Origin of the sequence: Streptomyces griseoluteus, from assembly GCF_004784465.1 — a bacterium.
In the GTDB taxonomy this organism is placed as follows: domain Bacteria; phylum Actinomycetota; class Actinomycetes; order Streptomycetales; family Streptomycetaceae; genus Streptomyces; species Streptomyces griseoluteus.
The window spans coordinates 363,394-377,888 of sequence record NZ_SRRU01000008.1; the positions used below are offsets into that span (position 1 = coordinate 363,394).

Annotated in this window: 15 protein-coding genes; 7 read left to right on the forward strand and 8 right to left on the reverse strand. The window is 70.9% G+C overall.

Annotation, left to right across the window (positions count from 1 at the left end; translation table 11 throughout):
- Positions 1-5 precede the first annotated feature (5 nt).
- A complete protein-coding gene (locus E5082_RS23100; RefSeq protein WP_135793155.1) occupies positions 6-2,336 on the forward strand; it encodes a galactose-binding domain-containing protein in 2,331 nt (776 codons plus the stop codon).
- Between the two features lie 180 nt (positions 2,337-2,516).
- Positions 2,517-3,269, forward strand: a complete 753-nt coding sequence (locus E5082_RS23105; protein ID WP_229918755.1) for an ATP-grasp domain-containing protein — start codon at positions 2,517-2,519, stop codon at positions 3,267-3,269.
- Here E5082_RS23105 and E5082_RS23110 read toward each other — a convergent pair.
- Positions 3,215-3,655 (reverse strand): VOC family protein, encoded by a 441-nt coding sequence (locus E5082_RS23110; protein WP_135793157.1) that lies wholly within the window; start codon positions 3,653-3,655, stop codon positions 3,215-3,217. The two genes, E5082_RS23105 and E5082_RS23110, sit on opposite strands and share 55 nt — an antisense overlap.
- A gap of 493 nt (positions 3,656-4,148) precedes the next feature.
- On the opposite strand from E5082_RS23110, the gene E5082_RS23120 reads away from it, so the two are divergent.
- Positions 4,149-4,676, forward strand: coding sequence for a hypothetical protein (locus E5082_RS23120; RefSeq protein ID WP_135793159.1), 528 nt, complete (start codon positions 4,149-4,151; stop codon positions 4,674-4,676).
- A gap of 105 nt (positions 4,677-4,781) precedes the next feature.
- Here the strand turns inward: E5082_RS23120 and E5082_RS23125 are convergent, their stop codons facing one another.
- The 3 genes from E5082_RS23125 to E5082_RS23135 all read right to left on the reverse strand — a co-directional run bounded on the left by E5082_RS23125 (position 4,782) and on the right by E5082_RS23135 (position 8,799).
- Positions 4,782-5,381, reverse strand: a complete 600-nt coding sequence (locus tag E5082_RS23125; protein ID WP_135793160.1) for a TIGR03086 family metal-binding protein — start codon at positions 5,379-5,381, stop codon at positions 4,782-4,784.
- A 104-nt stretch (positions 5,382-5,485) separates the two neighbouring features.
- Positions 5,486-6,739, reverse strand: coding sequence for an acyl-CoA dehydrogenase family protein (locus tag E5082_RS23130; protein WP_135793161.1), 1,254 nt, complete (start codon positions 6,737-6,739; stop codon positions 5,486-5,488).
- Between the two features lie 80 nt (positions 6,740-6,819).
- Positions 6,820-8,799 carry a heavy metal translocating P-type ATPase gene (locus tag E5082_RS23135; protein WP_135793162.1) on the reverse strand — a complete coding sequence of 660 codons (1,980 nt, stop codon included), beginning with the start codon at positions 8,797-8,799 and terminating at the stop codon, positions 6,820-6,822.
- 93 nt (positions 8,800-8,892) lie between these two features.
- Here E5082_RS23135 and E5082_RS23140 point away from each other — a divergent pair, with 93 nt between their 5' ends.
- On the forward strand, positions 8,893-9,279 hold the full coding sequence (locus E5082_RS23140; RefSeq protein WP_135793163.1) for an ArsR/SmtB family transcription factor: 387 nt from the start codon (positions 8,893-8,895) through the stop codon (positions 9,277-9,279).
- 3 nt (positions 9,280-9,282) lie between these two features.
- On the opposite strand, the gene E5082_RS23145 is transcribed toward E5082_RS23140, so the two are convergent.
- Positions 9,283-10,446: an FUSC family protein gene (locus E5082_RS23145; RefSeq protein WP_135793164.1), complete on the reverse strand. Its 1,164-nt coding sequence runs from the start codon at positions 10,444-10,446 to the stop codon at positions 9,283-9,285.
- Between the two features lie 112 nt (positions 10,447-10,558).
- On the opposite strand from E5082_RS23145, the gene E5082_RS23150 reads away from it, so the two are divergent.
- Positions 10,559-10,942, forward strand: a complete 384-nt coding sequence (locus tag E5082_RS23150) for a hypothetical protein (RefSeq protein WP_135793165.1) — start codon at positions 10,559-10,561, stop codon at positions 10,940-10,942.
- 6 nt (positions 10,943-10,948) lie between these two features.
- On the opposite strand, the gene E5082_RS23155 is transcribed toward E5082_RS23150, so the two are convergent.
- A complete protein-coding gene (locus tag E5082_RS23155; RefSeq protein ID WP_135793166.1) occupies positions 10,949-11,635 on the reverse strand; it encodes an HAD family hydrolase in 687 nt (228 codons plus the stop codon).
- 499 nt (positions 11,636-12,134) lie between these two features.
- Between E5082_RS23155 and E5082_RS23160 the strand changes: the two genes are divergently transcribed.
- The gene (locus E5082_RS23160) at positions 12,135-12,479 is read left to right on the forward strand and encodes a DUF3140 domain-containing protein (RefSeq protein WP_135793167.1); all 345 of its coding nucleotides are present in this window, start codon (positions 12,135-12,137) and stop codon (positions 12,477-12,479) included.
- A gap of 81 nt (positions 12,480-12,560) precedes the next feature.
- Here the strand turns inward: E5082_RS23160 and E5082_RS23165 are convergent, their stop codons facing one another.
- Positions 12,561-13,259, reverse strand: coding sequence for a class I SAM-dependent methyltransferase (locus E5082_RS23165; protein WP_135793168.1), 699 nt, complete (start codon positions 13,257-13,259; stop codon positions 12,561-12,563).
- A gap of 87 nt (positions 13,260-13,346) precedes the next feature.
- Complete coding sequence (locus E5082_RS23170) at positions 13,347-13,826, reverse strand: DUF4396 domain-containing protein (RefSeq protein ID WP_135793169.1); 480 nt, start codon at positions 13,824-13,826, stop codon at positions 13,347-13,349.
- A 184-nt stretch (positions 13,827-14,010) separates the two neighbouring features.
- Between E5082_RS23170 and E5082_RS23175 the strand changes: the two genes are divergently transcribed.
- Positions 14,011-14,463, forward strand: a complete 453-nt coding sequence (locus E5082_RS23175) for an SRPBCC family protein (RefSeq protein ID WP_135793170.1) — start codon at positions 14,011-14,013, stop codon at positions 14,461-14,463.
- The last annotated feature ends 32 nt before the right edge of the window (positions 14,464-14,495 follow it).

Here is a 14,495-nt window from a genome sequence, read left to right on the forward strand (position 1 = left end):
CACCCATGACTGCACCCCCCAACGGCAGATCCCTGCGCCGGGCCCTGGCGGCGACCGTGTCCATGGCGCTGGCCGCGGCCGGCACGCTCGTCGCCGTGGCGCTCGCGCCCGAAGCCCACGCGGCCGGAGTGCCCGCGCCGTCCCCCGTCGGCATATCCGGCCGGGGCGCGACCGTCCCGTTCAAGGAACAGGAGGCCGAGTACGCGGCGACCAACGGCACCCTCATCGGACCGGACCGCCTCTACGGCCACCTCCCCTCCGAGGCGTCCGGCCGGCAGGCGGTGACCCTGGACGCGCCGGGCGAGTACGTCGAGTTCACCCTGACCGCGCCGGCCAACGCGATGTCCTTCCGCTACTCGCTGCCCGACAACGCGGCCGGCACCGGGCGCGACGCGAGCCTCGACCTGAAGATCGACGGCACTCAGCTCAAGTCCGTCCCGGTGACGTCCAAGTACGGCTGGTACTACGGGGGCTATCCCTTCAACAACAACCCCGGCGACTCCAACCCCCACCACTTCTACGACGAGACCCGTACCCTGCTCGGCTCGACCCTGCCGGCCGGGACCAAGGTGCGCCTCCAGGTGTCGTCCACCAGCGCCTCGCCGACGTTCACCATCGACCTCGCCGACTTCGAGCAGGTGGCCGCGCCCACCGGCAAGCCGTCCGGCGCGCTGGACGTGGTGAGCGACTTCGGCGCCGACCCGACCGGCGCGGCCGACTCCACCGCCAAGATCCAGGCGGCGGTCGACGCGGGCAAGGCGCAGGGCAGGGCGGTCTACATACCTCAGGGCACTTTCCAGGTGCGGGACCACATAGTGGTCGACCAGGTGACCCTGGCGGGCGCCGGCCCCTGGTACAGCGTCCTCACCGGCCGCGACCCGGTGAACCGGGCGAAGGCCGTGGGCGTGTACGGCAAGTACGCCAATCAGGGGGGCAGCAAGAACGTCACGCTCAAGGACTTCGCCATCCTCGGGGACATCCGCGAGCGCGTCGACGACGACCAGGTCAACGCCATCGGGGGCGCGCTGTCCAACTCCACCGTCGACAACGTGTGGCTGCAGCACACCAAGTGCGGGGCCTGGATGGACGGCCCCATGGACAACCTCACCATCAAGAACAGCCGCATCCTGGACCAGACCGCGGACGGCGTGAACTTCCACATGGGTGTCACCAACTCCACGGTGACCAACACGTTCGTCCGCAACACGGGTGACGACGGACTCGCCATGTGGGCGGAGAACATTCCGAACGTCAAGAACAAGTTCACCTACAACACGGTGATCCTGCCCGTCCTCGCCAACAACATCGTCACGTACGGCGGCAAGGACATCACCATCTCCGACAACGTGATGGCCGACACCGTCACCAACGGCGGCGGTCTGCACGTGGCCAACCGGTATCCCGGTGTCAACTCCGGTCAGGGTACGGCCGTCTCCGGTACCACGACAGCGGCCCGCAACACCCTGATCCGGGCCGGGAACAACGACTACAACTGGCAGTTCGGGGTGGGCGCGGTCTGGTTCAGCGGGCTCAATGAAGCCCTGGACGCCACGGTGAACATCACCGACACGGAGATCCTCGACAGCTCCTACGCCGCGATCATGAACATCGAGGGCGCGACGAAGGGGCTGCACTTCGAGAACGTCCGGATCGACGGCGCCGGCACCTACGCCCTCCAGATCCAGGCGCCCGGCAACGCCTCGTTCACCAACGTCACGGCCACGCACATCGCCCAGTCCAATCCCATCCACAACTGCGTGGGCTCCGGATTCGTCATCACCCGCGGCACCGGCAACAGCGGCTGGTACGCCGACCCGCCCGCCTGCACCGGCACCTGGCCCGACCCGAAGTGGACCAACGGGGGAGTGCCCGGCGGCGGCCCCACCACCCCGCCCACCGATCCTCCGACCGACCCGACCCTCAACCTCGCCAAGGGCCGCCCGGTCACCGAGACGAGCCACACCGACGTCTACCCCGCGACCAAGGCCGTGGACGGCGACACCAACACCTACTGGGAGAGCGCCAACAACGCCTTCCCGCAGTCCCTCACCGTCGACCTCGGCGCGGCACAAGCGGTCAAGCGCGTCGTGCTCAAGCTGCCCCCGGCAACGGCGTGGGCCACCCGCACCCAGACGCTGAGCGTGCTCGGCAGCACGGACAACTCCACCTTCACCACGCTGAAGCCGTCGGCGGGCTACACCTTCAACCCGTCCAGCGGGAACACGGCGACCATCCCGCTCGGCGGCGCCGCGACCCGCTACCTCCGGGTGACCGTCACGGGCAACACGGGCTGGCCTGCGGCCCAGCTCTCCGAAGTGGAGGCGTACACCGGCTGACCGGACACCGGGCGGGCGAGGGCGTGCTCCCTCGCCCGCCCGCTCGTCCATATGCCGGTGGACTGCCGGGCCGGGTCGGTGGCATCGTCATCGACCGTGAAGAAGCAGGGGTTTCTGGCGTTGGCGCCGCAGTACACCACCACGTCGGAGCTGCTCTCGGCGTCGGCGCGGCGGCGGGGGATGGAGGTGGAGGTACTCGGGGGCGCCGCCACGGGGAGGCGAGGCGCCCACTACTACGGGGGCCCCGGCTTCGCGGCACGCGTCGTGGACGACCTCGAGGTCGCGCTCCTGGAACCGTCCGACGCCTGGCTGGCGACCTTGCCGTACGAGTACACGGGACGACACATCGCCATGTCGACTCTGAGCGAGGCGCGCCGCCTGTCCCGGCCGGCCTTCGTGAAGCCACCGAGAGAGAAGAGCTTCCCGGCCGCCGTCTACCCCGCCGGCGCCGACCTCCCGCCCGGCCCGGACGCCCCCGTGCTGATCAGCGACGTGGTGACCTGGGCGGCGGAGTTCCGCCTGTACGTCCTGGACGGAGAGGTCCGCACGGGCTCGCAGTACACCACCTTCGGCCGCCTCGACCCCGAGCCCCTGGAGGGCCACCGGCACGAAGCCGCCGTCCGCGCGTTCGCGGCCGAACTCCTTTCGGTGTGCGGCGCCGGCCTGCCCAGTGCGGTGGTGGTGGACGTCGGCCTTCTGGCCGCCCCCGAGTCCGGCGCCGAGTGGGCTGTGGTCGAGGCCAACATGGCCTGGTTCAGCAACTGCTACGCCGCCGACCCCGACCGCGCCCTGGACGTCGTCCTGCGCTCCGCCGGCCCACGCACGGCGTTGGCCGAGCGGGACCGCCGGTTCTGCCGCGACATCGAGGTTCTGAGGTCTCAGCCCAGTTGCTCGGCCAGGCCGACGATGACCCCCTCCGGGCCCCGGAGGTAGCAGAGCAGATAGCTGTCCTCGAACCGGGCGATCTCGCCCACGAGTTCGCCGCCGTGCGGGCGCAGGCGGGCCACGGTGTCCTCGATGTCGTCGACGGCGAACATGACGCGGTGCGTGCCCAGGATGTTGTGCGGCCGGTCGCGCGGGCCGTCCTCGATCACCTCGGGGCTGCGGTACTTCGCCAGCTCCAGCCGGCTGTGGCCGTCCGGGGTCCGCAGCATCGCGATGTCGCAGTGGACGCCGTCGAGTCCGGTGCACTGGTCGGCGAAGCCGCCCCGCACCTCCCCCCGGCCCTCCAGTTCCATGCCGAGTTCCATGAAGAACGCGACGGCGGCATCCATGTCCGCCACCACGATGCCGACATTGTCCATCCGCTGAATCGCCACGCTGCCTTCTCCCTCTGCGTAGGACAGGGCCGGCCCATGACCGAGCGCCCCACCCGGAACGTATCCCCGGACGGAGCGCCCGGCCCAGACGGCGCACCCGGTCGCTGGCCGGGGACCACCGTGCTACGGATCGACGACGGCGACCACCCGTTCCGCACCGGAGCGGTGGAGTAGCGCCGCCCCTCTCAGGTCCGGACCGTCGACCACCATGTGGGCGTAGTGCGACAGGGGCAACGCGTTCGCGCCGTCGGCCCGGGCGAGGGGACCGGTGAGACCGACGGTGGCGGTGGTCAGCCCCGCGACGACGGATATCGCCGCCGCGAGCGAGACCTGCTTGAGGCGCGTGGTGCTCCTGGGGAGAAGGGGGGTCAGGCAGCCGGACGCCCATGAGACCGCTGACCTGTCCTTTTGGTTGTACGCCGACAGGCTGGGACGCTCGCTGGGGGCGGACGGCGGTCGGCTACGCTGCGCGTCCGTGCACGAAGGGGGAACGATGTTCAGCAGGCGACTTGCGGTGGCCGGAGTGACCGCGTTGGTGATGGCGGGAGTGGGCGGCTGCTCGGGCGGCGCCGGGGGAACGCACACGAGCGCCGGGAACCACGTCCGCACCGTGGACGACGCCCCCGCCCCCTCCCCGGACACCGTGTCCGGACTGCGCGACGAGGTACGGCACGTCTCCGCCGTGACCACCAGGGCCACCCGCCCGCACCTGGTACGACGCTGCACCGACGCGACCCGCCGCGTCACCCACACCCGCCGCACCGGCTCGGGCAAACGGCGCTCCGTACGCACCTGGTACACCACCGAGCACTACCAGCGCTGCCGAAAGGTCCGTCAGGGCACCGAGACGTACCGGCGCGTGACCAGGCCCGAGCGCTGGTGCGTACGCCTGGACGACGTCGGCGGCAACCGCTCCCGCGACGACCTCTGGTACCGGGTCACCCGCACGACCTACGGCGACGCCTCCGCCGCGCACGACCACACCCGCCTGGAGTTCAGCTCACTGGGCACCGGCTGCTGACGAGCGGCCCAGCCCGTTGCAGCAGGCTCTCCACCCCCGCCTGTCCTCCTGCCGTGCTGCTCACCTGTGTCGTTCGATCGAGGGCGAGCCGGAGTTCCTCTTCGCTCAGCGGCCCATCAGCCGCAACAACCTGGCCTGCCGCGACTCCTCAGCGAGGGGCGGTGCCGTCGGAGCGGCGAAGAAACGGTGGGAGGTTTCGACGGTCACGGGCGACTCCGCCAGGCCGGCATAGATATCGACAAGGTTGTCCTCCACCCAGGCGACGAGGCCGGGATCGAGTTGCTCCGGGGCATTGATCGCCCTTGCCAGGTCCCACGAGTGAATGGTCGCGTCCGTGGTACGAATGGCGAGGGCCTGTTCTCCGGTCACCGGGCCGAGGGGATGGTCAAGTATCCGGTCGAGGGCACCCGGCGCCCCGAACGCCGCAGCGCACTCCCGCATCGACCGGACGTACGCACACACCGGGTCGCCGTGCAGGGCATTCCTGTCCCGGAGCCGGAGGAATTCGGCAGCCGAGCCGCCGTTCAGCAGAGCGACATAGCTGAGGTTTCCCCGAGTCATGGGGTTGACAAGGCTGTGCACGTCCCATTCCGGGCAGGGCGTCGGTGCCGCCCACTGCTCGGGCCGTACCGCGCGTAGCCTGCGAGTGAACTCGGAGCCGGACAGCAGGTAGAGGTCGATGACGTCGGCGAAGCGGTGTGACATGGGCGCAGCGTAGGAGTGCCAACGGCCATGTGCTGGCGGGAATCGGCCCGGGATGTGCCGCCGTCTGTTCCGCGGGCCGCGGAGGCTGCGGCCCGCGGGGTGCGTCAGACGAACGCGCTGATTCCCGTCGCCGCCCGGCCCACGATCAGGGAGTTCATGTCGCGGGTGCCCTCGTAGGAGTAGAGGGCCTCGGCGTCGGCCCAGAAGCGGGCGACCTCGTGGTCCAGGAGGATGCCGTTGCCGCCGAGGAGTTCGCGGGCGTGGGCGACGACCTCGCGGGTGCGGGTGGTGCTGAACATCTTCGCCATGGACGCCTGCTGGTCGGTGAGCTGCCCGGCGTCCTGGAGCTGCGCCGCCCGTACGTTCATGGTCTGGCAGGCGGTGATGTCGGCCAGCATGCGGGCGAGCTGGTCCTGGACCAGTTGGAAGGCGGCGATCGGCTTGCCGAACTGCTCGCGCTCCAGGGTGTAGGCGCGCGCGGCCTCGTACGCGCCCATGGCGCAGCCCACCGCGTTCCAGGAGACCCCGAGCCGGGTGGCGCGCAGCACCTTCGCGGTGTCCCTGAAGGAGTTCGCCTCCTGGAGCCGGTCCGCCTCCGGCACCCGTACGTCGCGCAGCTCGATCTCGGCGTTCTGCACGGTGCGCAGCGAGACCTTGCCGTCGATGCGGTGCGGGGTGAAGCCCTCCGCGCCCTGCTGCACCACGAAGCCCTTGACCTCGCCGTCGGCCTCGTCCTTCGCCCAGACGATCACCAGGTCGGCGAAGGTGGCGTTGCCGATCCACTTCTTGCGCCCGTTCAGCACCCAGGTGTCGCCCTCGCGCCGGGCGGTGGTGGTCAGTCCGCGGGAGGTGCCGGAGCCCACGCCGGGCTCGGTCAGGGCGAACGCGGCCAGCCGCTCCCAGCGCAGCATCTCCGGTATCCACCGCTGCTTCTGCTCCTCGGAGCCGCACTCCATGACCGAGGCGATGCCGAGGCCGCTGTGCACGCCGTGGAACGTGGCGAACGAGGGGTCGACGCGGGAGAGCTCCATGCTCACGAGCCCGGCCACCAGGGCGCCCCGGCCGGGCGATCCGTAACCCTTGAACTGGAGCCCCGCGATGCCGAGTCCGGGCAACTGCGGAATCAGCTCGTGCGGGAACTCGCCGCGCTCCCAGTAGTCGTCCGCGATGGGAGCGAGGTTCTTGCGCGCCCAGTCCCGCACCGTCGCCAGCAGCTCCTGGTCCTCGGGGCCGACCGTCTCGCGTACGTGGTAGAAGTCGGCCTCCACGGCCGCCGGGTCCGCCTCGTGGACCGTGACGCCCGGCCACTCGTGCTCCTGGCCCTGCCCGGCGTGGTCACGCTGCTGCTGTCCGGTCATGACGACCCCTCTTCTTCTCAAGTCGCACAAGGATCACGGGTGGTGGATCACCGGTGCCCGCCATGTCGTGCGCATAGACCTCACCGAAGATCCCGAGTGACCGAATCCACAGGGTGGTCCCGGGGCCACGCCCCCTCGCGGAGCAGGCGCAGGCCGTTGAGGCCGACGATGACGGTGGAGCCTTCGTGTCCGGCCACGCCGAGGGGGAGCGGAAGGGTGCCGGCCAGGTCCCAGAGCACCAGGGCGGTGATGAACACGGCGGCGATGACCAAGTTCTGGATCACCAGGCGCCGGGCGGCGCGGGAGAGCCGTACGACAGCGGGGATGGCGGCGAGTTCGTCGCGGACGACGACGGCGTCCGCGGTCTCCAGCGCCAGGTCGGACCCGGCCCGTCCCATGGCGACGCCGGCATGGGCGGCGGCGAGCGCGGGAGCGTCGTTGACGCCGTCGCCGACCACCAGCACCTTGCGGCCGGCCCGCGCCATCTCCTGCACCGCGCCCGCCTTCTCCTGGGGGAGAAGCCCGGCGCGGACCTCGGGGATGCCGACCTCGGCGGCCAGGGCCCGTGCGGCCGGTTCGTTGTCGCCGGTCAGCAACACGGGGGCACACGCGGTCAGTCGGACCAGCGCGTGGACGGCGGCACCGGCTTCATCCCGCAGCCGGTCCGCGATACCGAGTACGCCGACGGGGGTGCCGTCGACGGTGACCAGTACGGCCGTACGGCCCTGCTCCTCCAGGCGTGCGGCCACGGTCGCGCTCGTGCGGTCGAGCAGGCGCGCCGGGCTGCCGACCGCCACCGTGCGCCCCTCCACCTTCGCGCGCACCCCGGTACCGGGCGTGGAGGCGAAGTCCGTCACCGGCGGCAGCGGCAGCCGTCGGTCGCGGGCGGCGTCCACGATCGCGCGGGCCAGCGGATGCTCGCTGGGGTGTTCGGCGGCGGCCGCGAGCCGCAGCAGTTCCTTCTCGGTCAGCCCGGAGGCGGCCAGGGGGCGGATGTCGGTGACGCGCGGGGTGCCCTCGGTCAGCGTGCCGGTCTTGTCCAGCGCCACGGCGTCGATCTGGCCCAGGCGTTCCATGACCACGGCCGACTTGACCAGCACGCCGTGGCGCCCGGCGTTGGCGATCGCGGACAGCAGCGGCGGCATGGTGGAGAGGACCACCGCACACGGTGAGGCGACGATCATGAAGGTCATCGCCCGCAGCAGCGCGGGCTGGAGGGTCTCACCGAAGGCGAGGGGCACGGCGAACACGGCGAGGGTCGCGGCCACCATGCCGATCGAGTACCGCTGCTCGATCTTCTCGATGAACAGCTGGGTGGGCGCCTTGGTCCCGGAGGCTTCCTCGACCATCTTCACGATCCGGGCGATCACCGAGTCCGACGGGTCCCGCTCGACACGGACCCGCAGGGAGCCGGTGCCGTTGACGGTACCGGCGAACACCTCGTCCCCGACCCGCTTCGCCACCGGCAGCGGTTCCCCGGTGATGGTCGCCTGGTCCACGTCGCTCGTACCGTCGATCACCCGGCCGTCCGCGCCGACCCGCTCACCGGGCCGGACCAGGACGGTGTCCCCGACCGTCAGGTGCCCGGCGTCGACTGCCTCCTCCGTGCCGTCCGGCAGGAGCCGGGTGGCGGTGGCGGGGGCGAGATCGAGCAGTCCACGCACCGAGTCGGCGGTGCGGGCCGTGGCCACCGCCTCCAGAGCTCCGGAGGTGGCGAAGATGACGATCAGCAGCGCACCGTCGAGGACCTGCCCGATCGCGGCGGCCCCGAGAGCGGCCACCACCATCAGCAGGTCCACGTCCAGCGTCCGGTCCTTGAGGGCCTTCAGCCCCGCCCAGCCCGGCTCCCAGCCCCCGGTCACATAGGTCGCGGCGAACAGCGTCCCCCACAGCCACGCCGGGCCGTGCAGCAGGTGGACCGGCAGCGCCACGAGGAACAGCACCAGCGCCGCGAGAGCCCAGCGCGCCTCCGGCAACGCCAGGACACGAGTACGGCGCCGGGGCCGGCCGGCTGCCGGTGCGACAGGAGCGGAGGACGCACGGTCCAGTACAGAAGACACGACAGAACAACCCTTCACGGGCGGAACGGACTACCCTCCCACCGTACAGGAACGATTGAACATGTCTTCAAGTGTCGTCGTTATGATGGACGCATGGGCCACGGACGCGTCACCAGCAGCAGTGCCAGCACCCGCGAACGCCTCGACGCGGTCGGCACCGCCGACGTCGCCGCCACCCTCCAGGCCCTCGCCACCCCGTCCCGGCTCCACATCCTGGCCCGGCTCCAGGAGGGCCCCTGCGCGGTCGGCGACCTCGCCAAGGCCGTCGGCATGGAGACCTCGGCCTGCTCCCACCAACTCCGCCTGCTGCGCAACCTCGGCCTGGTCACCGGCGAGCGCCAGGGCCGCTCCATCGTCTACTCGCTCTACGACAGCCACGTGGCCGAACTCCTCGACCAGGCCCTCTACCACGTCGAGCACCTGCGCCTGGGCGTCCGCGACACCCCCGCCCCCTTCGGGGAGCCTGCCGTGGCCGAGTGAGAACTACGACTCAGCAGCGGTGTCCTTGAGGGCGTCGCAGGTGTTCTGGAACTCCTCCATCAGCCGGGTGGCCTCCACGACGAGGACGCCGTAGGGGCGCGAGGCGTCCGAGAGCGGCAGCTCGTTGTCGCGGGCGGCGCCGAGCACCTTCTGCAGGGCTTCGTGGGCGATCGTCGCGAGCCGGCACATCTCCTGGGCCTGCTCGGCCAGGGCGTCGCTGTCGAGCTCGGCGATGACGTGCGCGATGTCGCGCAGACTGGCAGCGAAGTCCGCGTACGCCTTGAGAGCGGGGGAGTAGGTGTACGTGTCCTCGGCCTCGCGCCAGCGGCCGAGGCTGCGGGTCAGTGAGCCGAGCTGGTAGACCGCCCGCTCCAGAGCGTCGACGCTCTGCCGGTAGCGGTCGAAGCCCAGGTAGCCGCGGTGGGCGGGCAGGAAGCGGCGGGGGTTGAGGGGGAGGCTGCTCTCCGCCGTGTCCAGACCCGCGCGGGCCTGCCCGACCGCATGCTGCGCCCTCTCGCCGGCCCGGCGCCACTTGGCGGCCCGGTCCGAGTCCACCTCTCCGGTGCCCAGGCCGTCGGCCATGTCGTCCAGCAGGGTCTCGATCCGCCCGGCCAGCACCTGGAGGCCGTGCTCGGCGCTGCGGTACCGCAGCGGGGGCGCGACGCACAGGTTCACGAGCACGCCCAGCCCGCATCCGATGAGGACGAGCAGGATGATCTGCCCGAGCTGGTTCACCTTGTCGGCGGTGGTGGTCGCGGTGGCGTACGTGGAGAAGGCGAAGAAGGCCGCGGTGGCGACCTGGGAGCGTTGCTCGCCCAGGGCCGGCCACCGGCCGATGCACAGGGCGATCACGGCGACCAGGACGAAGGCGAACAGATCCGGCCCGGCGAGGAATCCGATGGCCGCCTGGACGGCCACGCCGACGGTGACCGCGGCCGTGTAGCGAAGCGCCTGCCAGACGGACTTGTAGACCGTGGCGTTCATGATCAGCACGGCGGAGAAGGGTGCGAAGGCGGGCGACGCCGCGTTCAGCAGGTCGTACGCGATCCACCACGCCAGCGTCGCCGCCAGCGCGCTCTTGCCGACCAGGAGCGCCGTGTTGCGCTCGTGCCCCGGCGTGCTCCACGCCCGCTTCACCCACGCGGTACAGCTCCGCAACCACTCCATGCGCTTCGCCTCGAACCCTTGCTCACTACATCCGTCCAGGTGGGCCGGATACCCCCTGCACGGCGGTTATGCGGATGGCGGCCGTCACACCGGGGGCGCGTAGCGTTCCGGCATGACGTCAGCGCCGCGCCGCTTCCCGCCGTATCCGATCCGTGGCGTACGGGTACTGCACAAGAAGCAGAACTGCGCGCCGCAGTTCGCCGGGATCGAGGTGGACTTCGAACCCGCGGAGGAGGGTTTCGTCTTCGAGGTGGCCCGGGATCTCACGGTGGACTACGAGCCCGCCGATGCCCTGCCGCGCTTCTTCGCGGCTGCCGCCCTGGGGATCGAGGAGCAGTTGCGCCTGCCCGAGCACGGAGTCGTCGTCGCCGCTCGGGTGGTTCTGCGCCGCGCCCGCGCCGATACGTTCGGCTCGCACGAACTGGCGTTCAAGATCGCGGGCCACCTCGCCGCCCGCCAGGCCGTGGCACGTACGGAGAGCGCGGTCGACGAGTGACGCGCTTCAGGAGCGCCCCAGCGGGCTCTGGGCGAGGGAGGCGAGCAGCGCGTCCGGGGCGTCGTACAGCACGTCCGCGCCGGCTTTCTCCAGGTCCTCGCGGGGGATCCCGCCGCACAGCAGCCCCACGCAGGTGACCCCGGCCCGAGTGCCCGCCTGCATGTCCCACACGGTGTCCCCGACGAACACCGATCGCTCCGGTGTCGCCCCGGCCAGCTCCAGTGCCTGCTGGACCGGCTCGGGGGCGGGTTTGCCCTTGGAGACGTCGTCGGCACTCGCCATGCCGGTGATCGCCTCGTCGGCGTCGAGCGCGGTCCGCAGCGCGGACAACTCCTGACCGCTCGCCGACGTGGCCAGTACGACCTTCCACCCGTCGTCCGCCAGCCGCCGCAGCAGCCGCCCGGCCTCCGGCAGCGCCGTCAGCCGCCCGAAGTACTGCCCGTACAGCGTCTGGTGCGCGGCACTGAGCGCCTCCGCCTCCTCACGCGCCCGGTCCGCGCCCAGCAGATGAGCCACGAGATCACTCGAACCGAGACCGATGGCCCGGTGAATCGCCTGCGACGTCACATCGTGCCCCGCCTGCCGCAGCGCCTCCCACCACGCCGCCACATGCAGGTAGTTGGTGTCCACGAGAGTGCCGTCCACATCGAACACGGCGGCACGAGCCGTGTCTTGGGCTTCGGTGGGGGGCATGGAACGCACATCCTCTCGTCACACCTGTTGTCCACTTTGCCCGGCCCGCACCCGCTCGCGACGGCCACCGGCCCGGCATCCACACCGGGTACCCGATTTCCACCAGGTGACCGCGTGTGCCGGGAAAGATCACCCCGGACGGACGGGAGGGAACCTCGTGATCGTCGGCCTCTGCCGCGCCCGGACCCCTGTGGAGCGTCGGAATCCGGACTCTGACCGGCTGGCTGTCCCGGCCCCGCGCGTATCGCGTTCGGGTGCCCCCGTTGAAGAACACCCTGGCACCGGCATCAGTCAGCAGCGGGGTGGCTCTGAGTGCCGGAGCGCAAGCGGCCCACGCGAGGGTGGCGGCCACCATGTCTTCCACGGTGGCCCCCATCAGACCCGCCCGCGCCCAAGCGGCGAAGACCGGCTCAGTCGAGCCCGCCGCCGGGCGCTTGTGGCGTCGCACGTACGGCGGCGCCGCCGTGCGCCCCCTTTCGGCGCGCGTAAGGATGCCGGCATGGCCGCCCACGAGCAGGACGACAGGAAGAGCATCATCGCCGAGTTCAACGAGGTGGTGAACATGACGCCGGCCGAGTTGGAGAAGTGGCTGGGGACCGACGAGTCGAACGGGGCGGGGCAGCACAGCGGCGACGCCGGGGAGAGCGTGGGGCACGCCTCCGGTCGCCGCATCGTCGATCTGCTGCGTACCAGGAAGAGCGACCTCTCCGACGACGACCTCGCCCACATGCGCAAGGTCGTCGGCTATGTGCACCGGCACATCAAGCAGCGTCCCAGCGGGGATGTCTCCGACACCAAGTGGCGTTACTCGTTGATGAACTGGGGACACGACCCGCTCAAGTGACGGCAACGGATGAGGATGACGTGCCCTTGGCCGACGCGACGACCGTGAAGTCGGCCGTACTCGCGGTCGGTTGGCCGCCGGTCATCGCGGCCCGGCTCCCTGACGGCGGGCGACTGAGGTGGCGGCATCCGCCCTCGGCGGCTTGCGGGCCAGCAGGCAGGCGTGCGGTCGGTTCACTCGTCCGCCGGGCTCCTGCTCCACCCTCGCGGTGACGACGAGTCCGGCCTGCTCCAGCAGGCCGACCACGCGGTCCAGGGGCAGGAGGTACGACTCGTAGGACACCGGACGGCCGTAACCCCGGGTCGGCGCCAGCCGCTCGTCGCCGACGTAGTCACCCCAGAGCAGGTACCCGCCGGGCGCGAGCGTGCGGTGGAACTCGGCGAACACCGCCGGCAGCCACCGCGGAGGGGTGTGGTGGGTGGAGTACCAGGCCAGGACGCCGCCCAGCTCGTCGTCCCCCGTGTCCAGCGCGGTCATCGAGCCCTCGCTGAACCGCAGGTCCGGATAGGCGTGCCGGGCCAACTCGACCATCCTCGGCGACAGATCGACGCCGAAGGCGGACACTCCCAGCCCGGCCAGATACGCCGTCACCCGGCCGGGGCCGCACCCCAGGTCCGCGACCGGCCCCGGACCGGCCGCCCGCACCAGTTCGGCGAACCCCGCCAGCATCGCTCGGGACAGCGGGTCCATCGCGGCGGGCGGCGGAACGCGTGCGACGTAATCGGCGGCGACCGTGTCGTACGACTCGCGGACAGCGGTCAGATAGGAGGGCTCAGTCACGCGGCCGACCCTAGTCCGCCACCGCACCGGCGCCGTCGAGTTGGCCCTGTCGGAGCGAGTTCTGCGGCTCGGCTCCAGGGTCGTTCGTCAGTGGTGGTGGTGTACGACGGCGTGGCCTTTGCCGCGGGTGATCATCCAGCGGTTGACGGGAGTGGTCAGTACGAAGGCGACGGCCAGTGAGGCCGTCAGCGAGACCCAGAACAGTGCCTGCGCCAGACCTGCGTCCATCGCCCCCGGGACGCCCACCATGACGGTGTTGTCGATCAGTTCCATCAGGGCGATGGACACCGTGTCCGCGGCCAGGGCGACCTTGAGGGCCTGGCGGAGCGGAAGGCCGGCGCGCAGCACGCCCCGCATCGTCAGCGCGTAGCCGAAGACGAAGGCCAGCGCGATGGAGAGGACGACCGTGGCGGCGTTGTGCAGACCCGCGGCGGTGCCGATCACCATGCCGAGGACCTCGCCGATGGCGCAGCCCGTCAGGCAGTGCAGCGTCGCGCGGGCGGCGGTGCGCCAGGAGGCACCCGAGTCAGGGTGCGCCTGCTGATGCTGGTGTGCGGTGTGGTCCATCGCCGGCTCCTCTCGCCGTGTCAGGTCACCGACACGAACAACATACCCCCTGGGGGTATTCCGGTCGGCCGCTGCGAGGCGGGACCGATGTTACGAGTACTACATGCCGCGATCCGGGCAAGAGGAAAGAGATCAACGTCAGCCCGACCGGCCCCCAGGGCCAGCTCACGCCAAGGAGGAGCGCATGTCGAAGGTGGAGGAGTCCATCGAGGTCCGCGTCCCCGTGACGGACGCCTACAACCAGTGGACCCAGTTCGAGGACTTTCCCCAGTTCATGGACGGTGTCGAGCGCATCGAGCAGCGCACCGACACCCTCACCCACTGGAAGACGCGCATCGACGGAGTGGAGCGGGAGTTCGACGCGGAGATCACCGAGCAGATCCCCGATGAGCGGGTCGCCTGGACCACCGTCGGCGGGGAAGCCCGGCAGGCCGGAGTCGTCACGTTCCACCGCATCGACGACGGCACCACCAAGGTCATGCTCCAGCTCGACTACGCCCCGGAAAGCCTGACCGAGAAGGTCGGGGACAAGCTGGGCTTCGTCAAGCGTCAGGCCAGCGGTGACCTGAAGCGCTTCAAGGAGTTCATCGAGAAGCGGGGCGGCGCCGCGACCGGCCAGTGGCGCGGCCGGGTCTGAGCCCGCATCGACGGCGACGAGGGGCGGGTCCG